Source organism: Anaerotruncus massiliensis (ex Togo et al. 2026) (genome assembly GCF_030825285.1).
Lineage (GTDB): Bacteria > Bacillota > Clostridia > Oscillospirales > Ruminococcaceae > Anaerotruncus > Anaerotruncus massiliensis.
The window spans coordinates 38194-59097 of sequence record NZ_JAPJQF010000005.1 but is presented as its reverse complement, the minus strand read 5'-3'; the positions used below and the strand labels follow the sequence as shown (position 1 = coordinate 59097).

General features: G+C 64.2%; 19 protein-coding genes. 15 read left to right on the top strand and 4 right to left on the bottom strand.

Features of this window, described 5'->3' with window-relative positions; all coding sequences use genetic code 11:
* Positions 1 to 86: 86 nt before the first annotated feature.
* The 5 genes from RCI06_RS03445 to glgA all read left to right on the top strand — a co-directional run bounded on the left by RCI06_RS03445 (position 87) and on the right by glgA (position 6228).
* Positions 87 to 2786 carry a sensor histidine kinase KdpD gene (locus RCI06_RS03445; protein WP_306574270.1) on the top strand — a complete coding sequence of 900 codons (2700 nt, stop codon included), beginning with the start codon at positions 87 to 89 and terminating at the stop codon, positions 2784 to 2786.
* The gene (locus tag RCI06_RS03440; RefSeq protein ID WP_101551978.1) at positions 2779 to 3501 is read left to right on the top strand and encodes a response regulator; all 723 of its coding nucleotides are present in this window, start codon (positions 2779 to 2781) and stop codon (positions 3499 to 3501) included. The genes RCI06_RS03445 and RCI06_RS03440 overlap by 8 nt, the downstream gene beginning before the upstream one ends.
* Positions 3502 to 3646: 145 nt before the next feature.
* A complete protein-coding gene (locus RCI06_RS03435; RefSeq protein WP_276870752.1) occupies positions 3647 to 3817 on the top strand; it encodes a hypothetical protein in 171 nt (56 codons plus the stop codon).
* Between the two features lie 239 nt (positions 3818 to 4056).
* Positions 4057 to 4602, top strand: a complete 546-nt coding sequence (locus RCI06_RS03430; protein ID WP_306574267.1) for a hypothetical protein — start codon at positions 4057 to 4059, stop codon at positions 4600 to 4602.
* A gap of 183 nt (positions 4603 to 4785) precedes the next feature.
* A complete protein-coding gene (gene glgA, locus RCI06_RS03425) occupies positions 4786 to 6228 on the top strand; it encodes a glycogen synthase GlgA (RefSeq protein WP_306574264.1) in 1443 nt (480 codons plus the stop codon).
* Between the two features lie 62 nt (positions 6229 to 6290).
* On the opposite strand, the gene RCI06_RS03420 is transcribed toward glgA, so the two are convergent.
* The 4 genes from RCI06_RS03420 to RCI06_RS03405 all read right to left on the bottom strand — a co-directional run bounded on the left by RCI06_RS03420 (position 6291) and on the right by RCI06_RS03405 (position 11525).
* Positions 6291 to 7259, bottom strand: a complete 969-nt coding sequence (locus RCI06_RS03420; protein ID WP_306574262.1) for a glycyl-radical enzyme activating protein — start codon at positions 7257 to 7259, stop codon at positions 6291 to 6293.
* Positions 7260 to 7336: 77 nt separating this feature from the next.
* On the bottom strand, positions 7337 to 8422 hold the full coding sequence (locus RCI06_RS03415) for an alcohol dehydrogenase catalytic domain-containing protein (protein WP_306574260.1): 1086 nt from the start codon (positions 8420 to 8422) through the stop codon (positions 7337 to 7339).
* A 37-nt stretch (positions 8423 to 8459) separates the two neighbouring features.
* Positions 8460 to 10739, bottom strand: a complete 2280-nt coding sequence (locus RCI06_RS03410; protein WP_306574257.1) for a pyruvate formate lyase family protein — start codon at positions 10737 to 10739, stop codon at positions 8460 to 8462.
* Between the two features lie 27 nt (positions 10740 to 10766).
* On the bottom strand, positions 10767 to 11525 hold the full coding sequence (locus RCI06_RS03405; RefSeq protein WP_256151741.1) for an SDR family oxidoreductase: 759 nt from the start codon (positions 11523 to 11525) through the stop codon (positions 10767 to 10769).
* 344 nt (positions 11526 to 11869) lie between these two features.
* Here RCI06_RS03405 and RCI06_RS03400 point away from each other — a divergent pair, with 344 nt between their 5' ends.
* The 10 genes from RCI06_RS03400 (at position 11870) to bioD (ending at position 20879) form a co-directional block, all read left to right on the top strand.
* Positions 11870 to 13024 (top strand): iron-containing alcohol dehydrogenase family protein, encoded by a 1155-nt coding sequence (locus tag RCI06_RS03400; protein ID WP_302822973.1) that lies wholly within the window; start codon positions 11870 to 11872, stop codon positions 13022 to 13024.
* 35 nt (positions 13025 to 13059) lie between these two features.
* A complete protein-coding gene (locus RCI06_RS03395) occupies positions 13060 to 13377 on the top strand; it encodes an L-rhamnose mutarotase (RefSeq protein ID WP_101551962.1) in 318 nt (105 codons plus the stop codon).
* A gap of 69 nt (positions 13378 to 13446) precedes the next feature.
* Positions 13447 to 14508, top strand: coding sequence for a TRAP transporter substrate-binding protein (locus RCI06_RS03390; protein ID WP_306574254.1), 1062 nt, complete (start codon positions 13447 to 13449; stop codon positions 14506 to 14508).
* Between the two features lie 86 nt (positions 14509 to 14594).
* A complete protein-coding gene (locus tag RCI06_RS03385) occupies positions 14595 to 15131 on the top strand; it encodes a TRAP transporter small permease (protein WP_306574252.1) in 537 nt (178 codons plus the stop codon).
* Positions 15128 to 16420, top strand: coding sequence for a TRAP transporter large permease (locus tag RCI06_RS03380; RefSeq protein ID WP_306574249.1), 1293 nt, complete (start codon positions 15128 to 15130; stop codon positions 16418 to 16420). Before RCI06_RS03385 ends, RCI06_RS03380 begins: the two co-directional genes overlap by 4 nt.
* A gap of 139 nt (positions 16421 to 16559) precedes the next feature.
* Positions 16560 to 17603 (top strand): LacI family DNA-binding transcriptional regulator, encoded by a 1044-nt coding sequence (locus RCI06_RS03375; RefSeq protein WP_306574247.1) that lies wholly within the window; start codon positions 16560 to 16562, stop codon positions 17601 to 17603.
* Between the two features lie 138 nt (positions 17604 to 17741).
* Positions 17742 to 18713, top strand: coding sequence for a biotin--[acetyl-CoA-carboxylase] ligase (locus RCI06_RS03370; protein ID WP_158595592.1), 972 nt, complete (start codon positions 17742 to 17744; stop codon positions 18711 to 18713).
* Positions 18710 to 19273: a biotin transporter BioY gene (locus tag RCI06_RS03365; RefSeq protein WP_101551952.1), complete on the top strand. Its 564-nt coding sequence runs from the start codon at positions 18710 to 18712 to the stop codon at positions 19271 to 19273. Before RCI06_RS03370 ends, RCI06_RS03365 begins: the two co-directional genes overlap by 4 nt.
* Positions 19270 to 20232: a biotin synthase BioB gene (gene bioB / locus RCI06_RS03360; RefSeq protein ID WP_306574244.1), complete on the top strand. Its 963-nt coding sequence runs from the start codon at positions 19270 to 19272 to the stop codon at positions 20230 to 20232. The genes RCI06_RS03365 and bioB overlap by 4 nt, the downstream gene beginning before the upstream one ends.
* Positions 20229 to 20879, top strand: a complete 651-nt coding sequence (bioD, locus tag RCI06_RS03355; RefSeq protein ID WP_306574242.1) for a dethiobiotin synthase — start codon at positions 20229 to 20231, stop codon at positions 20877 to 20879. The genes bioB and bioD overlap by 4 nt, the downstream gene beginning before the upstream one ends.
* The last annotated feature ends 25 nt before the right edge of the window (positions 20880 to 20904 follow it).

Genomic DNA, 20904 nt, shown 5'->3' with positions numbered 1-20904 from the left:
GGAATCTTTACATCGGGCGCGGATATCGTAATGTTCTTCTAACGATCTTTGTGGTAAACTGGGGAAGGAAACGGAGGTGCGCGGAAATGGACGAACAGCGCCTCGACCCCGACCAGCTCCTCACCCGGATCAAGGGGGAGAAGCCCAAAGAAAGCCGGGGCCGCCTCAAAATCTTTTTCGGGTATGCCGCGGGGGTCGGCAAGACCTACGCGATGCTCGAAGCCGCGCACGCCGCGAAGGACGCGGGCGTGGACGTGGTGGCGGGCTATATCGAGCCGCACACCCGGCCCGCCACGCTCGGGCTGCTCGACGGGCTCGAGCGGCTGCCGCCGCTCACCCTCTCCTACAAGGGGGTCGCGCTGCGGGAGTTCGACCTCGACGGCGCGATCGCGCGGCGCCCACAGCTCATCCTGGTGGATGAGCTGGCCCATACGAACGCCGAGGGCTGCCGCCACCGCAAGCGGTACCAGGACATCGAGGAGCTTCTCAAGGCGGGCGTCGACGTCTACACGACGGTGAACGTCCAGCACATCGAAAGCCTCAACGACATCGTGGCCTCGATCACCGGGGTGATCGTGCGGGAACGGGTGCCCGACAGCGTCTTTGACTCCGCCGACCAGGTCAAGCTCGTGGACATCGAGCCGGACGACCTGATCGAGCGGCTGTCGGAGGGGAAGATCTACGCGTCCGACCAGGCGCACCGGGCGCTCGGGCATTTCTTCACGCGGGAGAACCTCGTGGCCCTGCGGGAGATCGCGCTGCGCCGCACCGCCGACCGGGTGAACCGCATCGCGGAGCGCGGCAAACCGCTGGGCGCCGACTATTACACCGAGGAACACATCCTCATCTGCCTGTCGAGCTCCCCTTCCAACGCCAAGGTCATCCGCACCGCGGCCCGCATGGCGGGGGCGTTCCACGGCAGCTTCACCGCCCTCTTCGTCGAGACGCCCGGTACCGCCGAGCTGGACGGGGAAAACCGCGGCCGCCTGCGGGAAAACCTGCGGCTGGCCGAGCAGCTCGGCGCGCACATCGCCACCGTCTATGGAGAGGACATCCCGGCGCAGATCGCGGAGTACGCCAAGGTGAGCGGCGTCTCGAAGATCGTCATCGGCCGCTCGAACAACCGGAAGGGCCTCTTCGCCCGCCGCCAGAACCTGGTGGAACGGCTGACCGTGCTTGCGCCCAACATCGACATCCACATCATCCCCGACAACGCCCCGCCCTACACCGCCGCGCGCCGCTGGCGGAAGCTGTCCGCCGGGCTTTCGGGTGCGGACACCCTCAAGACCGCCGGGATCCTCGCGGCCGCCTCCCTGATTTCCATGCTCTTTTCCCGCTGGAACTTCCGCGAGGCGAACATTATTACCGTCTATATCCTCGGCGTGCTCTTCGTCGCGATGTGCACCCGCAGCAGGATTTACGGCGCGGCCGCCTCGCTGCTCAGCGTGCTCGCCTTCAACTACCTGTTTACGGCCCCCTATCTCACCTTCCGCTTCAACGACCCCGGCTACTACGTCACCTTCGGCGTCATGTTCACGGCCTCCTTCCTGACCAGCACGCTGACGATGCGGGTTCGCAGCCAGGCGCGGCAGGCCGCGATGAAGGCCTACCGCACCGAGGTCCTTTTGGAAACGAGCCAGAAGCTCCTGCGCGCCGAGACCGAACGGGAGGCGTTTGAGCAGATGGCGGGCCAGCTCATCCGCCTGCTGAACAAGACGGTGCTCCTCTATCCGCTCGACGCGGCGGGTCCCGGGGAGCCGGGCGTCTGGACCGCGCCCGGCGCACAGGGGGATACCGCCCGGTATACGGCGGCGGACGAGCGCGCGGTGGCCCACTGGGTCTACCGCAACAACAAGCACGCGGGTGCGACGACCGACACGCTGCCCGGTTCCAAATGCCTCTACCTCGCGGTGCGCAACCACGACACCGTCTTCGCGGTGGTGGGCATCGCGATGGACGACGGCGCGCCGCTCGACGTCTTCGACCGCAACATCCTGATCGCGATGCTGGGCGAATTCGCCCTCGCGCTGGAGAAGATGCGGGAGGCCGAGCAGAAGAAGCGGATTTCCATGCAGGTGGAGCAGGAACAGCTGCGCGCCAACCTGCTGCGCGCGATCTCCCACGACCTGCGCACCCCGCTGACGAGCATATCCGGCAACGCCGGCATCCTGATGGGCAGCGCGGAAAAGCTCGGCGAGGAAAAAAAGCACCAGCTCTACACCGACATCTACGACGACGCGATGTGGCTGATCAACCTTGTGGAGAACCTGCTGTCGGTGACGCGGATCGAAAACGGCACGATGAACATCCGCATGGAGCCCGAGCTGCTCGACGAGGTGATCGGGGAGGCGCTCCTGCACCTGAGCCGCCGGAGCTGCGAGCATACGATCGCCACCGTGCAGGAGGACGACCTGCTGATGGCGCGGATGGATTCCCGGCTGATCATCCAGGTGATCATCAACATCGTGAACAACGCCGTCAAATACACCCCGGCCGGAAGCCGGATTACGATCTCGGCCCGGCGGGAGGGGGAGATGGTCCGGGTGGAGATTGCGGACGACGGCGGGGGCATCCCCGACGAGGCCAAGGAGAAGCTCTTCCAGATGTTCTACACCGCGCAGCATAAGCGCGGGGGAGACAGCCGCCGCGGGCTGGGGCTGGGGCTTTCGCTCTGCAAATCGATCATAACCGCCCACGGCGGGACGATCACGGTGCGGGACAACCTCCCGCACGGCACCGTATTTTCCTTTACACTGCAAGCTGAAGAGGTGAACTGCCATGAATAAGACTTCCATCCTCGTGGTCGAGGACGATAAGGCGGTCCGGAACCTGATCGCCACCACGCTGGAGACGCAGGGCTACGACTACCTGACCGCCGAGACGGGTGCGTCCGCGCTGATGCAGGCGGTGTCCGGCCATCCGGACATCATGATCCTCGACCTCGGCCTGCCCGATATGGACGGGGTGGAGATCATCAAAAAGGTGCGCGGCTGGAGCAGCCTGCCGATCATCGTGGTGAGCGCGCGCAGCGAGGACCGCGACAAGATCAGCGCCCTCGACGCGGGGGCGGACGACTACCTGACCAAGCCGTTCTCCGCCGACGAGCTGCTTGCCCGCGTGCGGGTGGCGCTACGGCGCATCCGGTACGACAGCGCGCGGCCGGGAGCGGAGAGCAGCGTCTTTGAAAACGGCGGGCTCAAAATTGACTATGCCGCGGGCTGCGCCTATGTGGACGGCGAGGAGGTCCACCTCACGCCGATCGAATATAAGCTGCTCTGCCTGCTGGCGCACAATGTCGGGAAGGTGCTCACCCACAACATGATTCTCAAGGAGATCTGGGGCAACGTCCTGCCGAGCGACACCCCCTCGCTGCGGGTTTTCATGGCCACCCTGCGCAAAAAGATCGAACAGGTCCCCTCCCAGCCGAAATACATCCAGACCCACGTGGGCGTGGGCTACCGGATGCTCCGCATCGTGAACAGCCCGGAGGCCGACGCCTGACCGCCCGCGACCGGAAGGCCCGCCGCTGCAAACGCAGCGGCGGGCCTTCCGTCTTTATACAATATTAACGCCCCGGCCCGAAAGCTTTACCCCGCCCTAACGGCCCGGGGGGTATAATGGAACCAGAAGACAGGGGAGGGGGCGCATGGAAGTGCTGATTGTCGCGGGACTGCTGTTCATCGGGGTGGTCGGGTTCCTCTGCGCGCGCGGGATGGAACGGTTCCTGGGCGAAAGCTACCGCCCGCGCTGGAGCGCCCGCAGGGAGCGTCCGTCGGGCGCCGTGATCTTCCTGACGCACGGCCCGGTGCAGAAGTAGGAGCTGAAAAAGGCCCGGAGCGAAGGCTCCGGGCCTTTTTTGCGCCCGCGCGCCGAATGGGCAATTCCCTTCTCCTGCTTTTCTTCGGGCGGCCCGCATGCTATAATAAACGCGGGCAATCGGCGCCGGCAAATTGCGCCTGCCTGTGGCGGCGGGCGATTAGGAACGCGCCCGGATGCCCATGCTTTTGACAGGGCGCCCGCGCGGCGCGGACATTCTATCACGATGGGAGAATCACAATGTTTCATTTCGGCGGAAGTTTCCTCACCAGCCTGCTCGCGCTGGGCGTCTATCTGTTGCAGTCCTACGCGATCTACCGGCTCGCGGTCGTGCGCGGCCTTCCGAATCCCTTCTTTGCGTTCATCCCCTTCTTCCAGCTCTTCATGCTCGGACAGATCGGCGACTCGATGAAGCACCTCAACCGCCGCGTCTACGACGTGTTCGCCAGCGTTCCGCTCGCCTACGCGCTGCCGATCGTCTCGGTCGCTGCGGTGCTGCTGCGCTATCCGTTCAGCACGCTGGCCGACCTGCTCGTGAGCGTGGGCACGCTGGTGGTCTACTATCTCGTTTTTTATTTTTACGCGCGCAAGCAGTGTGTGCTTTTTACGGTCATCGCCGGCCTGCCCACGATCGTGAGCATCCTGGCCATCCTCTCGCTCATGCCGCTCATCGGCGGGGCGTTCATCTATGCGGCCGGCATCCTCGCCGTCGCGGCGGTGGTCACGCCGGTCGTCGGCCCGCTGCTGATCCTCTACAGCATCCGGGGCTACCGGATGTACCGCTGAATTTTCAGCCCAAAAGCCCCCGGCTTGCCGGGGGCTTTTCTTTGGCTCTATTCCACAAAATGGAGGGGGAAAATCTGGGATATATCGTATAATCGCTTCCGTGCGACTTTATCTCTCCTGCCAATTGTAGTATACTGGAAAAAAGAACCGGCGGGCCCCTTTGACATGGGAGGAGGAAATGACATGAAGAACATCCTGTTTGTCGCATCGGAATGCGTGCCGTTCATCAAGACGGGTGGATTGGCCGACGTGGCCGGCGCGCTGCCCAAGGCGCTCGACAAAAGCCGTTACGACGTGCGCGTCGTCCTGCCCGACTATACCTGCATCCCCGAAAAATACCGCGGCCAGTTCCAGTACGTGGACAGCTTCCAGATGGAGCTGGGCGGCCTGGGCCGCGTCTATGTGGGCGTCATGACCTGCCGGGTGGAGGGCATCACCTACTACTTCATCGACAACGAGCACTACTTCGGCGGCGACAAGCCCTACGGCGATTTGCTGTGGGACATCGAAAAGTTCTGCTTCTTCTCCAAGGCGGCCCTTTCGATCCTGCCGACCGTGGGCTTCCGTCCCGACGTCATCCACTGCCACGACTGGCAGGCGGGGCTGGTTCCCGTCTTCCTGCACGAGATGTTCAAGGACAATCCCTTCTACCGCGGCATCCGCACCGTCGTGACGATCCACAACCTGCGTTTCCAAGGGGTATGGGACATCCCGGCGATGAAGCGGTTCACCGGCCTGCCCGACCGGGCGTTCACCCCCGACCGGCTCGAGTTCCACCGGGACGCCAACATGCTCAAGGGCGGGCTCGTCTACGCCGACCGGATCACGACGGTCAGCGGCACCTACGCGTGGGAGATCCAGCAGCCCTCCTTCGGCGAGGGGCTGGACGGCCTGCTGCGCGCCAAGAGCGGAACCCTCAGCGGCATCCTCAACGGCATCGACTACGACATCTATGACCCGGTGACCGACCGCAAGCTCTACGCGAACTATGACAAAAACGGTGTGCGCCAGGGAAAGGCGGCCAACAAGGCCGCGCTCCAGCGGGAGCTGGCACTGCCTGAGGACCCTGAGGTGATGATGGTCGGCATGATCACCCGCCTCACCGACCAGAAGGGGCTTGACCTCGTGGAACGGGTGATGGACTGGCTGCTCACCTCGCGGATCCAGCTGGTCATCATCGGCACGGGCGACAAGAAATACGAGGACCTCTTCCGCCGCTACGAGTGGGAGCGCAAGGAGAAGGTCTCCGCCAACATCTACTTCAACGACGACCGCGCCCACAAGCTCTACGCGGCCGCCGACGCAATGCTGATGCCCTCCCTGTTCGAGCCCTGCGGCCTCACCCAGCTGATCTCCCTGCGTTACGGCACGGTGCCCATCGTGCGGGAGACGGGCGGCCTCAAGGACACGGTCGAGCCCTACAACGAGTACGTCCAGACGGGCACCGGCTTCTCCTTTGCGAATTATAACGCGGAGGAGATGCTTGACACGATCTTCTACGCGGAGCGGGTCTTCTACGACACCCGTTCCTGCTGGGACGAGATGGTGCGGCGCGGCATGGAACGGGATTTCTCCTGGCGCAGCAGCGCGCAGGCCTACCAGTCCCTCTACGACCAGCTCGGATAGATTTCAGAAGAAAGGCCCCCGGAGCCGCCGGCTCCGGGGGCCTTTTTGTGTGCTTTGGGCGGTCACGCCCCCCCGGAGGCCAGGATTCCGGTGACTGCGAGGCGGCTTTCGCTGAACCCGGCGGACAGCGCCGCTTCCCGCAGCCGCGCCGCTTCCTCCCGGCCGAGGAGCGGGATGCCTTCGTATTCCCACGGCAGGCCCAGCCTCCGGTATTTGCCAATGCAGGCGTTATTGAAGGCGCAGAGTTCCCACCGGGAGACGGCATCCCCCAGCGTCTCCGCGAGGTAGGCGCCGATGGCGGAGAGGTTTTCCGCGTCGGCCGTCGCCCCGGGGATGAGCGGGGTCCGGATCCACAGCTCGCAGCGGGCGCGCCCGGACCGGATTTCTCCGCCGAGGAGCTCCAGGTTCTGAAGGATCAGCCGGTTGCTTTTTCCGGTCAGGCGGCGGTGCCGGCCGTCGTCCAGCAGCTTGACATCGTAGAGGACGCAGTCGGTGAAGGGAAGGACCGCTTCGAGCGCTTCCCGGGGGGCGTACCCGCTCGTGTCGAGGGCGGTATGGACGCCTTCCCGTCTCAGCTCCCGGAAAAAAGCGGCGACAAACGAATGCTGCGCCAGCGATTCCCCGCCCGAGGCGGTCACTCCGCCGCCGAACTGCCCGTAGTAGTGCCGGTCCTTGAGGACCTCGCGCATGAGTTCCGAAAGCCGCCACTCCCGCGCCACGAAGGAGAGAGCCCTGGAGGGGCAGGCGGACACGCATGCGCCGCAGCGGACGCAGGACGCGTCGTCAATGAAGACGCCCTCCTCCCGCGGCCGGTTCGCGCCGGTGGGGCAGGCTGCGCGGCAGCTCAGGCAGCCGATGCATTTGCGCGCCTCCCACCACACCCGCTGGGTGAAGGCGATGCCCTCGGGGTTGTGGCACCACCGGCAGGCGAGGGGGCAGCCCTTGAAAAAGACGGTGGAGCGCAGACCCGGCCCGTCGTGTGTGGTGCCTCGGTAGAGGTCGAAGATCATCGCGCGCGGTTCCGGTTCCATAGGAGGCTTCCTTTCCCCGGGCGCATGCCCGGCTGGAAAACGGCGCGCCGCAGGCCCGCGGCGCGCCGTTCGTCTTGTTAAAACCTGATCGCGACCTTGTAGTCGCCGTATTGGCCGCCGGCGTATTCAAACGCCTTTTCCCACTGCTCGATGGGGAAGACGGAGGTGACCACGCCGTCCGTCTTCAGACGCCCGTTTACGATGTTCTCGATGACGAACGGGTAGCAGTAGGGGCTCAGGTGCGCCCCGCGGATGTCAAGCTCCTTGCGGTCGCCGATGAGCGACCAGTTGACCGTCGTGTTTTCGGCGAAGACGCCGAACTCGACGAAGACCCCCAGCTTGCGCACCGCGTTGAGTCCGGTCACCATGCTGGCGGAGTGGCCGGTCGCCTCGATGTAGATGTCGCAGCCGTAGCCGTCAGTGAGGCCGCGGATCGCCTGCACCGCGTCGGTTTCCGCCGGATTCATGACGAGGTCCGCGCCGAACGCCGCCGCCTTCTCCAGTCGCTGAGGGTTGATGTCCAGCACGATCAGCTTCGCGGGGTTTTTCATGCGTGCGTAGGTGATCATCGCCAGCCCCAGCGTGCCCGCGCCCGAGATGACCACCACGTCCTCGCAGTGGATGTCCGCACGGTCCACGGCGTGCTTGGCGCAGGCGTACGGCTCGATCAGCAGGGCCTTCTCGAAGGGCAGCTCCTCCGGAATCTTGTAGACGCGCGTCTCGGGCAGGAAACGCACATATTCCCCCATGCCGCCGTTGAGCTCCTTATAGAAGCCGAAGCCGCCCCGGTTTTTGCACATCCAGTACTTTCCCGTCCGGCAGAAGCGGCAGTGCCCGCAGGGGACGATCTGCTCGGCGACCACCCGGTCGCCCGGTTGGAAGCCGGTGACGTTTTTCCCGGTTTTGACGATGCGGCCGACGAACTCGTGGCCAGGGATGAAGGGAGGCCGGCAGATGCCCACCATCCCGTCGCCGCCCCAGTACATCGACGCGCCCTGATAGTTTTTGAGGTCGCCCGCGCAGATGCCCGAGCCCTCGCTTTTGACGAGCATCTCGTCGTCCCCGCAGCCGGGTACGGGATAGGCCGGCTCAAAGCGGTAATCGTGCTTGCCGTACGCGACCAGGGCCCGCATGGTGGAGGGGATTTCGGCTGGCTTTGTCATAATGCACCTTCCCTTTCCTATTCGGATGAAAAACGGCTTACATCCCGGAGTAGTTGTTCCGGGCGCAGAATTCCTTCTGGAACGGCTTTGCCAGACAGATGAACCGGCTGGTGTAGCCGGTGACCTTGATAATGAGGTTTTGGTACTCGGGCTTTTCCGGGTGGTTGATCGCGTCCCGGAGCGCCTCGAGGTCGATGATGTTCAGATTGATCTGGAACCCGCCCCGCTTGAAGAACGCCTCGGCGAAGTCCATGATGTACTGCGTCGGATTTTCGCGCCCGTCGAAGAAGCGGGGCTGCAGCTCCACCTGGAGGGAGCCGCCCTGGAATTTGACGTTTTGCGCCTTGGTGAGCGAGTTGGCGGTCGCGAAAAGCCCCCGCGTGTTCCTGCCCGCGGTCGGGTTGCAGCCGTGGGCGAGGGGCTCCTCGGCGAGCCTGCCGTCGGGCGTCGCGGGCAGCACGTCCACGCAGGTGTGCCCCTGGAACTGGAAGAGGGAGGCGCGGTACTGCTGGCCGCGGCTGTTGAAGGTATTGTCGAGCACGCCGGCGATCATGTCGCAGATGCGCACGTACATCCCGTCCACCTCGTCGAGGTCGTTGCCGAACTTGTCCTCGTTGAGAAACCGCTGTCGCATCTCCTCGCGGCCCTTCCAGTTTTCCTTCGTTGCCTCGCGCACCTCCGCCATCGTATAACGCCCCTCCTCGTAGACAAGCTTTTTGATGGCGTGCAGCGAATCGGCCACGTTTGGAAGGCCGAGGATGTTGGTGGAGGTGTACTGCACGTCGACGCCGCGCGGCCCCGTGATGTCGACGCCGCGTTCGATCGGGCCGTGGCAGTTGAGGGAGGTGGCGATCTCCGGCCACACCCGGTCGAGCACCTCGTACTGCGCGTCCTTGAAGAGGCGCAGCGCCTCGACGGTGCGCCGGAACTCCGCCTCGAACAGCCGGTAGAAGGCCTCAAAGTCGCCGGCGTTCTCCGTGATCGCGCGGTCGATCGCGCGCCACATCGGATCGAGGAGGACGAGTGCGTTCACGTCCTGGTCGCAGTACTCCCGTCCGGGGATGCAGAACCACTGGCATCCGCTCACCGAGACGGTCCAGGCGATGTCGGGGTCCACGCCCGAGCGCAGCTCGCAGTCGACGAGCAGGTCGTAGTTGGCGAGCGACGGCACGCTCGCGCCGTGCCGGACGAGCACGTCGCAGGCGTAGCGGAAGAGGGCGGGGTCCATGTCCTTATGCCACATGAGGAAGAGGTTGTTGTAGTCGTCGATCATGTCGTAGGCCTCCAGCACCACGAAGCTCATCTCACAGCTCGCGTCGCTGCCGTCCTGAAGCCGCCCGCCGATCGAGAAGTGCTGCCCGCGTACCTTTAAAAAGAATTCGGCCAGGTATTCCCGCGCCTGCTGGCGGGTGAGGACGCCGCGCGCGACGTCCCGCCGGTAGAATTCACCCAGATAGAGGTCCAGCCGGCCGTAGCCGTTGCCGTGGCCGACCATGCGGTCGGTCATGATGGCGAACTGGAGCCATTGCACCGCCTGATGGTAGGTCTCGGGAGGTGCCGCGGCGATGTGGGCGCAGTCACGGGCGATCAGCTCATAGAGCGCCTTCTGTTCGGGATCTTCCGCCTGCGCGGCGAGGATACGAGCCTTCTCCGCGTGCTTCTCGATGTAGCGGATGATCGCCTCGCAGGTGATTTTGGCTCCGCGCAGGTACTGCGCCTTGCGCTCCTGCCCGAGTCTCGTATACATGGCGAGGCTTTCTTCGATCCGCCGGAGGATGCCGCCCCAGCCCTGGCTGAGCCCGATGGAATAGTCGGGGCAGGTGTGCCCATGGCTCGTGCCGCCCGCGCCCAGCTTGCGCACCTGCCTGCCGAGTTCATGCACCTTATCGCCGAAGTAGTATTTGCGGATCTCGTTCATCTCCCAGTGGAATTCCCCGACGATCGATTCGTCCGGATGGATCTCCGCGGGGGAGTGCTCGAGGAGGAAGGCGTAGTCGCGCGCGAAGTTTTCGGGCGTCTCCTCGTACCCGTCGACATGCGAGGGCACCTCGTCGTATTTCGGGAAGGGGGCTCCGATGTCCACGCGGCAGGCGTGGTCGCCCAGCGAGAGGTTCGTCTCCACGGGGTAGGACCATTCGCCCGTCTGGGGCACGATGCCGTTGCTCTTGTCGGTCCAGTGGTAGACGAGCTGGGTGGTGTCCGCGGTGTAGAGGTTGCGGCGGCCGGTGGAGGCGAGACGCTGGTTATACGCCATCACCCGTCGCAGCCGCTCGCCGGGGAGAAATTTGGGGGGATAGTCCAGGCGCGTTTTGCTCATATTTGACAGCTCCTTCCGTGCGGTCGGTCACCGCCCTAAAAATCCGCCGTCGACCGGGATGACGGCGCCGGTAATATAGTCGGATGCGGCGGACGCGAGGAAGAGGACCGTCCCGACGAGGTCCTCCGGCTCGCCCCAGCGGCCCATCGGGATACGGCTGAGGATTTCACGGTTGCGCGTTTCGTCCCGCATCAGGAAGACGGTGAGGTCGGTGTGCATGTATCCCGGCGCGATCGCGTTGACGCACACCCCGCGCCCCGACCACTCGTTCGAGAGGGCCTTGGTGAGCTGGACGACGCCTCCCTTGCTCGCGACGTAGGCGGGGACGTTCACGCTCCCAATGTAGCTGCCCATCGACGCGATGTTGATGATTTTGCCGCGCCCCTGCGCGAGCATCCGGTTTCCCGCGAGCTGGCACATCGCAAAGGTTGCGGTGAGGTTCACCTCCAGTACCTCCTGCCAGTCGGGCAGCGGGAACTCCGCGCAGGGGTGCTTGCGCTGGATGCCCGCCGCGTTGACCAGCAGGTCCACTCGGCCGTCCAGCAGCTCCAGCGACTCCCGGAAGGCGCGCTCCCGTTCTTCCTGGCGGGAGAGGTCCGCAGCGACGCAGCCGTACTCCCAGCCGGGCCGCGCAAAGGCCGCGACCCGTTCGGCCGTCTGCGGGCTGGCGGCGATCACGGCGACCTTGCAGCCGTGTTCCATCAGCCCGGCGGCCATCGCGCCTCCCAGCCCCCGGCTGCCGCCGGTGACGATCGCGCGCTTTCCCTTGACATCAAACAGCTTCATGACGTTTCCTCCCGATAAGGCGGTAAATGTTGCTCCCACCGCTATCATAGATGGCGTCCGGTGCGGTTTCAATGAGAAAAACCGTCATTTCCATGATGAAAAACAGCACATTTTCTTTTTGGGCATTTGCATATCCGGCAGAAAGGTAAACGGGTTTCAAAAAAATGTAAGCGAGTTATCCAGAATTCAATTTTGGCCGGCAGATATTTTGTTGGAAATGTCCGGGCGGGAGAGATTTCCTGAAATCGGAAAATTATGAAAATTTGCCTAGGAAAATATCACATTTACTTATTGCGGCAAAATCTGTTTGCAATTAACATGAAGACAAAGGAGGTCGTGCCGCAATGCAATATTTTCATGTCAAAACAGATGTTCTGATGGAAAGGGACCTCGCAGCGGGTGTTGTCCACCTGCTGGATAAGGAGGGCAGCCGCAACGTCCTGGTGTTCGCGGACGAGCATGTCGCACAGCACCCCGCCGTCGCCAAAATGCTTTCGGCCGCCGGGGAACCGGGCAGGAAGATCGAGCTTCGGTCCATCCCGTCGGGCGAGCCGACGACCGGCCTGGTCAACGAACTGGCCGGGATCTACCGGGGCCGTGGGCTGGACATGTTCGTCGCGATCGGCGGGGGCAGCGTTCTCGACCTCGCAAAGGCGGTCTCCGCCCTGATCGAAAACGGGGGTGTGATCGAGGACTACCAGGGCACCGGTAGGCAGTTGACCGCCGGCGTCAAAAAGATCTGCGTCCCGACCACGGCCGGGACCGGCTGCGAAATTTCGGGCGCGGCCGTCCTCATCAACACCCGGTCGGCCTTTAAGCGCGGCGTGGTGGGTCCGGGCGTGGTGCCCACCTACGCGCTGCTCTGCGCGGAGCTGGGCGCCTCGCTCCCGGTGGACCTGACGGTCGGCTGCGGTATGGACGCCATCGTGCACGCGGTGGAATCCTACGTCTCCCCCAAGGCCAACGAGCTGACGCGGCTCTTCTCCCGCGAGGCGTTCCTGCGCCTCTACGAGGCGCTCCCGAAGGTCGCGGAGGAGCCGGGAAACCTGCAATGCCGCGAGGAGATGCTGCTGGGGAGCTGCTTGGCGGGATACGCCATCGACAACGCGAGCACCGGCGCCGCCCACGGGATGTCCTATGGGCCGGGCATCCACTTCCATGTCCCGCACGGCTTTGCGGTGGCGATCTTTTTCCCCGACACGATGGAGGTGAACATCCGGAACGGATGTCATGCCTACGCGGAGCTGTTCCGGAGCGTCCCGGGCGTGCGGGCGAGCGGCGACGACCGGCAGGACGCGCTGGCGTTCGTCCGCCTGATGCGGGAATACGGACCGATCGTCCGCTATGGAAAGACGCTCTTCGACTACGGCGTCAAAGGCGGGGACATCGACCTTCTGGCCAAGGCGTCGATGCAGAACACGGTCGCCTACGCGACCAACCCCGGGCCGTTCACGATCGAGGATTCCTATGCGATCTATCATAAGCTCCTCGGGGTGTAGCCCCGGTGGAAATCTGACGGAAGGCGGAAAGAACCATGAAACGGATTGCAACGATCACCAAGCTCAAACCAGGCGTGGCGGAGGAGTACAGGCGGGTGCACGACGGCATCTGGCCAGAGGTTGTGGAAGCCGCCCATGAGGCGAATATGCGCAACTTCACCATCTTCCGCTGCGGCGACTACCTTTTCTCCTGCTATGAATACCTCGGCGACGACTTCGAGGCGGACATGGCGCGCAAGGCGGCCAAGCCCGTCAGCCCCAAGTGGCAGGAGACGACGGGCGCCTTTATGGAGCCGGTCGACGGGGAGGAAATGAAGATCGCGCTGGAGGAGTTCTGGCACCACGATTTTTAATGGGAAGCGGCCCCACGCAGGTGGAAGAAGCGGAAAAACGACGGACAATCGGAACTGGGAGGAAGGAATATGAAAAAGCGTATCCTGGCAATCACTGTGCTGCTCTGTTTTGCGCTTGCGCTGAGCGCCTGCGGACAGCAGCCCGCCGCGACAGCCCCCTCCGCCGCTGCCGCGCCCGCGGACGGCGCGGCGGCCGATCCTGGAGATGATTTCCACATCACGATCAAATTCAGCGGCGCTTCCGCGGCCACGAATCCCGACATGATGATGCTTGACGAGATGTGCAAACGGGTCACCGAACGGACGGACGGCCACATCACGATGGAGATGTACCCGAATAACGAGCTCGGCTCGCTGGCCGACATCGCGGAGATGATCCAGCAGGGCGTGCCGATGATGACCAACTGCAGCTCGGACTTTTTGGCGGACTACTGCCCCGACCATGCGGCGCTTAACGGCGCCTACCTCTACGATAGCTGGGAGGACATGCAGGTCATCGCCAAATCCGACTGGTACGCGGGGCTCAAGGGGCAGCTGGACGACAGCAACATCCATGTGATGTTCTTCGGCTGGAACGGCGGCCACCGCCACATGATCAGCACCTTCCCGATCCGGACCCCGCAGGACCTCGTGGGAAAAAACGCGCGCGTGTCCGGCGGGCTGATGTTCGTCGAGATGTATAAGGCGTTCGGCTCTTCGCCGATCACCCTGCCCTTCAACGAGACCTACCAGGGCCTTCAGCAGGGAATCATCGACATCGTCGAGGCTCCCACCTACACGCTGCTTTCGAGCAGCCTCAACGAGGTCGGCCCCTACCTGACGCTGACCAGCCATATCATCTGCGCCGACGTTGTCATCATGAGCACCGACGTCTACAACAGCATTCCCGAGCAGTACCGCGCGATCCTGGACGAAGAGGTCAACGCGACCTGCCTCGCCTACAACGCGACGGTCGACGGCAACGAGGAGGAGGCGCTGGAGACCTTCCGCGATTACGGCACGACGATCATCGAGCTGTCCGACGAGGAACGTCAGGCGTTCGCGGACGCCTGCAAGGATATGTACACCAATATCCAGAGCTTTTCTCCCGACATCTACAATACAATCCGCTCGATTATCGAGGCGGACTGACGGGGATCTATGTGTGTGTCCGCCGGCGGCGCGGGTCTGCGCCGCCGGCGGGCGGGAAAAGATTGTGAGAGGGGGCCGTGACCGGCATGGAAAAGGCCAGGGGCAGGCTGCGCTGGCTGGCGGACAACTGGGTGCTGCTGATCGCGGGGCTCGCGCTGGCGGGCGCCTGCACCACCACCTTTGTCAATGTCATCGTACGCTATTTTTTCACCAAATTCGTCCTGGTGGGTGCGGAGGAACTGACGACGCTGTTCGTCTCCTGGACGATCTTTGTCGGGGCGGCCGCCGGATATAAGGCGAAGATGATGTTCGGGATCGACGTACTGGTCAACCTCTTTCCCAAGTCGGTCCAGCGGGTGATCGGCGCCTTTGTCGATCTGGTGGTGCTGGTCACATCCGCCTATGTGGCCTACCTCAGCTGGAACTTTTCCAACGCGGCGTGGATCAGGACGACGTCGAACCTGTCGATCCCCTATTTCTGGCTGGACATCCCCATCTGTATCGGCTTTGGAATGATCGCGTTCTACACGCTGACCGACCTGATTCGGCGGTCGGCCGCCGTCCTTCGAAGGGACGCGGCGGCGGACGGACCGGGCGAGACGAGAGGAGGCGGACGGGAATGAGCATGGGCGCGCTGCCGGTCTACCTGATGTTTGCTCTGTTCCTGCTGGGCGTTCCGGTCGCGATCGCGCTGATCGCCTGCGTTCTGCCCTATTTTTTATTCATCAACCCGACGATGCCGCCGCAGATGGTCCTGCAGCGGCTGGTCGCACAGGTGGAATCCAGCTCGCTTTGGGCGGTGCCCTTTTTCATCACGGCGGGCGCGGTGCTCAACTACGCCGGCGTGACCAAGCGGCTGATGAACCTCTGCGAGGGGATCGTCGGCCACCTGCCGGGCGCGCTCGGGCAGGTCAACGTTCTGCTCTCCGCACTGATGGGAGGGATCTCCGGCTCGGCGGCGTCCGACGCGGCGACCGAGTGTAAAATCCTTGTCCCGGAGATGCTGGAGCGCGGTTATGACAAGGATTTCAGCGCGGCGGTGACCGCGGCCTCGTCGATGATCACCCCGATCATTCCGCCCGGCATCGGGCTCATCCTCTTCGCCTTTGTCGCGAACGTGTCGGTGGGAAGGATGTTCCTGGCCGGATGGATCCCGGGGATCATCATGACCGTAGGGATGATGATGCTCGTACATATGATCGCCAAGCGGCGCGGCTACGTCCCCACCCGCACAAGGCCCGCGAAGGGGAAAGAGCTCCTGCTGCTGGTCAAGGATGCGGGCTGGGCGCTCGTGCTGCCGCTGGTCATCATCATGGCGATCCGCATCGGCATCGTCACCGCCTCCGAGTGCGGCGCGCTGTGCGTCTTTTACGCGCTGTTCGTCGGCGTCTTCATCCACAGGGAGCTCAAAATAAAGCACATCTGGCCGATTCTCAAGGACGCCGTCACCGGAACGGCCACCGTGCTGGTCATCATGTGCGCGGCGAACGTCCTGAGCTTCTACCTGAGCTATGAACGTCTGCCCCACCGCATCACCGAATACCTGACCACCGTCCAGTTCAACCGCGTCACCTTCCTGTTGATGGTAGACCTGATCTTCGTACTGCTGGGCCTCTTCATGGAGGGGGGCGCGGCGATCATCATCATGGTGCCGCTGCTGCTCGGGACGGCGCAGGCGCTGGGCATCGACATGATCCATTTCGGGCTGCTGATCGTCTTTATCACCCAGATCGGCGCGGTGACGCCGCCCTTCGGCATGGTGATCTTTCTGGTCTCCCCGCTGCTGGATATCCCGATATCGCGGCTGTCCAAGGCGCTGCTCCCCTTCATCGGGCTGCTGATCTTCTGCATGCTGCTCTTTACTTTCATTCCCGTGCTCTCGACCTGGCTTCCAACCCTTGTGTATGGATAGCGGGACCGGGAGCTGCCGCGGGGTTTCGCTGTCGGGCGGGACCCCGCTTTTTGCAATTGCCGGCGCGCGGACAAATATTTGGGCGGCGTGCGGGAACTGCTAAGGTCAGGAACCCAGATACAAGGAGGACTGGTACCAGATGCCGAATACGATCACGGAGCTCGCAAGGAGGGCGCATGTTTCTCCCGCGACCGTCTCCCGCGTCTTCAGCGGGCAGGGATATGTCAGCGAGAGCACCCGGGCGGAAATCCTGCGGATCGCGAAGGAACTGAACTATGCCCCCAAAAAGTATAAAAAGCGGAATCCGGCCTCCTCGGGCGGCAACGTGATCGGTATGGTGATTCCTGACATCCGCAACAGCTTTTATACCGAGATCATCCGGGCGATCGAGGAGACGCTCGACAAAAAGGGGTACGAGCTCTTCGTCTGCGACTCCAACGAGGATTCGCGCAAGGAGATCCGCTGTCTGGCCGCGCTGCGCCAGAAGCAGATCGGGGGCCTGATCATCACGCCGGTGTCCGACGTGGTGGAATACAACGCCGATTTCCTGATGGAGATGAACCACATGGGGATCCCGGTGGTCCTTTTGGACCGGGACCTGCGCGGCGGCGGGCTGGACGGGGTCTTCCTGGACAACTTCAAGGGCTCCTACCAGGCGACGCAGGTGCTGGTGAACCAGGGACATACCCACATCGCGATGATCTGCGGACCGACCACCTCGAAGACGGGGCTTGAACGGCTGAACGGCTATCTGGAGGCCCTGCGGGAGAACCAGATCCCCATCCGGGAGGAGTACATCCTCTACGGCGACTTCATGGCCCCCAGCGCCTACGCGCTGACCAAAAAGCTCCTCAAAACCCAAAAGCGCGTCACGGCGATCCTGACCGCGAACAGCCGCATGTCGGTGGGGAGCCTCAAGGCGATCGCGGAATGCGGGATGAGCGTGGGGGAGGACATCGCGTTCATGTCCTACGGGCGCGCCGACTTTTTTGAGATGAGCGGGTCGCGAATTTCCGCCGTTTCGCAGCCGGTGCAGCAGATCGGGGAGGAGTGCTCGAAGATCCTGCTCGAGCGGATCGCGTCGGGAAAGCGGGCCCGCAACGCCCCGCGTAAGCAGATCATCCTGGCGTCCGAGCTGCTCCTGTACGGTTCGGAACGGTACCCTTCCAACCGGACAAGATAGCGCGCAAAACTCCCCGCGGCGATTGTCGCCGCGGGGAGTTTTACGGTGATCACACCGCGCTGATTGTAAACCAAAGAGAATATAATGGTTTACAATCATGGGAATCCATGCTATACTGACCGGGACAGGGGGGATATGATGTCGCTCAAAGAGGAACTGCTCCGCTATCTGGAGGAGCACAGGGAGGCGCCCGTCTCGGGACAGCTGCTCGCGGAAAGGCTTTCAGTGTCCCGCGCGGCGGTCTGGAAGGCGGTGAAGAGCCTCGAGGAGGAAGGCCACCGCATCACGGCGGCCACCAACCGGGGCTACCAGCTCGAGGCGGCCAGCGACGTGCTGACCGCGCAGGGGGTGCGGTACCATCTGCGCCCCGCGTACCGGGACTGCGCCGTTCTGGTGGAGCGGCGGGTCGGCTCGACCAACACGCAGGTCAAAAAGCTGGCGGCGGACGGGGCGGGCGGGCGGACAATCCTGCTGGCCGACGAACAGACGGCGGGCAGGGGACGGATGGGACGCGGGTTCTATTCCCCGGCGCTGACGGGCGTCTACATGAGCCTTCTGCTGCGGCCAGAAACGGACAGCGCGCAGCTCCCGATCATCACCGTCGCGGCGGCAGCGGCCGTCTGCGAGGCGATCGAGGCGCTGACCGGGCTGGAAACGCAGGTCAAATGGGTAAACGACGTGCTGGTCGGCGGCAGGAAGGTCTGCGGCATCCTCACCGAGGCGGTCAGCGACTTTGAGAGCGGCCGGACCGAAAGCGTGATCGTCGGCATTGGCGTCAACGTCAAGACGCCGCCCGCCCTTTTCCCGGCGGAGCTGCGGGAGATCGCGGGCTCGCTGCTGCCCGCGAGCGTCTCACGCAACCGGCTGGCCGCCGAGATCGCCAACCGGCTGTTCGACTACGCCGCCGACCTGCCGGGACGGGCCTATCTCGAGCCCTACCGGCGGCGTCTGATGGTATTGGGAAAGCGCGTCCGTTTTTACCGGGAGGGCGCGTGGCAAAGCGGAAGGGCGGTCGGGCTCGACGGCGACGGCTGCCTCGAGGTCGAAACCCCGTCGGGCGCGGTCCTGCTGCGCGCCGGGGAGATCAGGATGGAGGGGGAACCCATATGACAACGACCGTGAAGACCCGCGGGATCGTGCTGTGCGGGCTCTTTTCCGCCCTCATCGCGATCGGGGCGTTTTTGCAGGTGCCGGTCCCGTTCATGGATTACTTCACCTTGCAGTTCCTGTTCGTCACGCTGGCGGGGATGCTGCTCGGCTCCCGGCGGGGGAGCCTTGCCGTGGCGGTCTATGTGGCCGTCGGGCTGGCCGGTATCCCGGTGTTCGCGGCGGGCGGCGGCATCCAGTACGTCTTCCGCCCGAGCTTTGGCTACCTGCTCGGGTTCATCGCCGCCGCGTGGCTCACCGGACGGATTTGCGAGCGGACCGGCGCGGGACGGTTCGGGCAGTTTTTGCCCGCCGCCTTCGCGGGGATGGCGGTCACCTATGCGGTCGGCTTCCTCTATAAATTTCTGATTCTCAATTACTATCTCGGCCAGACGACCCCGTTCGCGGTCGTCCTCCTCTCCGCGTTTCCGCTCGATCTGCCGGGCGACGCGGTACTGTGCGTCGTTGCCTCGGGGCTTGCCGGACGATTGCGGGCCGCGCTGGGAAAGGAGCATTTGCTGTGATTACAAAGCTGAAGGAACGGATTTTAGCGGGCGGGGCCGTCTCCCGCAAGGAGGCGCTGCGCCTCGCGTGCGAGGCGGATTTGGAGCCGCTCTGCAGGGCGGCGGACGACATCCGCCGCCAAATGTGCGGCAACCGGTTCGACCTCTGCGCGATCATCAACGGAAAGTGCGGGCACTGCTCGGAGGACTGCAAATACTGCGCGCAGTCGGCCCGCTACCCGGCGGAGGTGGAGAGCTACCCGCTGCTCGGCGCGGAACCGATCGCCCGGCGGGCGCGGTCCGACTGCGAACGGGGCGTGCTGCGCTTTTCGGTCGTGACCTCGGGGCGGACGCTCACGGAGGGGGAGACGGACGCGGCCTGCGAAGCGTACCGGGAGATCGGCGCACGGTGCGGGATTGCCCGCTGCGCCTCCCACGGGCTGCTGGATTACGGTCAGCTCGTGCGGCTGCGCGAGGCGGGCGTGACCCGCTACCACTGCAATCTGGAGACCTCCCGCAGGAACTTCCCGAACATCTGCACCACCCACACCTACGACGAAAAATGCGCGGTCATCCGGAATGCGCGGCGCGCCGGGCTGGAGGTGTGCAGCGGCGGGATCATCGGCATGGGCGAGACGATGGAGGACCGCGTCGACCTGGCGATCGAGCTGCGGGAGCTGAGGGTGCGCTCGGTGCCCGTCAACCTGCTCAACCCCATCAGGGGCACGCCCTTTGAGGACCGGCCGGTGCTGCCGCCGGAGGAGCTGCTGCGGACGGTGGCGGTCTTCCGCTTCCTGCTGCCCGGCGCCGCGCTGCGGCTGGCCGGGGGGCGGGGCCTGCTGCCCGACAGGGGCAGGGCGGCGTTCTGTTCCGGCGCGAACGCCGCCATCACCGGCGACATGCTGACCACCGCGGGCATCACCGTCGAAACCGACCTCGCGCTGGTGCGCGGCCTCGGATATGAGGTGACGCGGCTATGAGGGAGGGCGTTTTTGTCACCGGCACCGGCACCGACGTGGGCAAGACCTACGTCTCGGCGCTGCTGGTCAAGACCCTGCGGGAGCAGGGCCGCAGCGCCGGATATTTTAAGCCCGCGCTCAGCGGCGCCCGCCGGCGGGACGGCGCGCTCATTCCCGGCGACGCGGAGGAGGTCTGCCGCATGTCGGGGCTGCCCGGCCCGCCGGAGCAGTATGTGGCGTACCTCTACGAGCAGGCGGTGTCGCCCCATCTCGCGGCGCGGCTGGAGGGCCCGCCGATCACGCAGGAGCGGATCATGGAGCGGTTTTCGCAGGTCGCCGCGCGGTTTGACTATCTCGTCGCGGAGGGGTGCGGAGGCCTTTTCTGCCCGCTCTGCACCGAGGGGGAGCAGCTGCTGCTCGGCGACGTGGCCGCGATGCTCGGACTGCCGCTCGTGATCGTCTCGCCGTCGGGGCTCGGAGCGATCAACGCAGCGGTGCTCACGGCGGAATACGCCGCGAAGCTGGGGCTCCCCGTCCTGGCGGTCGTGATGAACGGCTTTGAGGCGGGGAACCCGCTGCACGAGGACAACCGGGTCCAGATCGGGCGGTTCACCGGGCTTCGGACGATCTGCGCCGCGCGGGACGCCAGGACGATCGGGCTGCCCTGAGGGCGGGTAAAACAATATAAAAGGG

Coding starts and splice junctions, on each gene's coding strand:
- RCI06_RS03445 (WP_306574270.1), top strand. CDS start 87: ATGGACGAACAGCGCCTCGACCCCGACCAGCTCCTCACCCGGATCAAG.
- RCI06_RS03385 (WP_306574252.1), top strand. CDS start 14,595: ATGGAAAAGGCCAGGGGCAGGCTGCGCTGGCTGGCGGACAACTGGGTG.
- RCI06_RS03370 (WP_158595592.1), top strand. CDS start 17,742: ATGTCGCTCAAAGAGGAACTGCTCCGCTATCTGGAGGAGCACAGGGAG.
- RCI06_RS03375 (WP_306574247.1), top strand. CDS start 16,560: ATGCCGAATACGATCACGGAGCTCGCAAGGAGGGCGCATGTTTCTCCC.
- RCI06_RS03420 (WP_306574262.1), bottom strand. CDS start 7,259: ATGGAACCGGAACCGCGCGCGATGATCTTCGACCTCTACCGAGGCACC.
- RCI06_RS03380 (WP_306574249.1), top strand. CDS start 15,128: ATGAGCATGGGCGCGCTGCCGGTCTACCTGATGTTTGCTCTGTTCCTG.
- RCI06_RS03365 (WP_101551952.1), top strand. CDS start 18,710: ATGACAACGACCGTGAAGACCCGCGGGATCGTGCTGTGCGGGCTCTTT.
- RCI06_RS03415 (WP_306574260.1), bottom strand. CDS start 8,422: ATGACAAAGCCAGCCGAAATCCCCTCCACCATGCGGGCCCTGGTCGCG.
- RCI06_RS03395 (WP_101551962.1), top strand. CDS start 13,060: ATGAAACGGATTGCAACGATCACCAAGCTCAAACCAGGCGTGGCGGAG.
- RCI06_RS03410 (WP_306574257.1), bottom strand. CDS start 10,739: ATGAGCAAAACGCGCCTGGACTATCCCCCCAAATTTCTCCCCGGCGAG.
- RCI06_RS03405 (WP_256151741.1), bottom strand. CDS start 11,525: ATGAAGCTGTTTGATGTCAAGGGAAAGCGCGCGATCGTCACCGGCGGC.
- RCI06_RS03400 (WP_302822973.1), top strand. CDS start 11,870: ATGCAATATTTTCATGTCAAAACAGATGTTCTGATGGAAAGGGACCTC.
- RCI06_RS03430 (WP_306574267.1), top strand. CDS start 4,057: ATGTTTCATTTCGGCGGAAGTTTCCTCACCAGCCTGCTCGCGCTGGGC.
- RCI06_RS03440 (WP_101551978.1), top strand. CDS start 2,779: ATGAATAAGACTTCCATCCTCGTGGTCGAGGACGATAAGGCGGTCCGG.
- RCI06_RS03390 (WP_306574254.1), top strand. CDS start 13,447: ATGAAAAAGCGTATCCTGGCAATCACTGTGCTGCTCTGTTTTGCGCTT.
- glgA (WP_306574264.1), top strand. CDS start 4,786: ATGAAGAACATCCTGTTTGTCGCATCGGAATGCGTGCCGTTCATCAAG.
- RCI06_RS03435 (WP_276870752.1), top strand. CDS start 3,647: ATGGAAGTGCTGATTGTCGCGGGACTGCTGTTCATCGGGGTGGTCGGG.
- bioD (WP_306574242.1), top strand. CDS start 20,229: ATGAGGGAGGGCGTTTTTGTCACCGGCACCGGCACCGACGTGGGCAAG.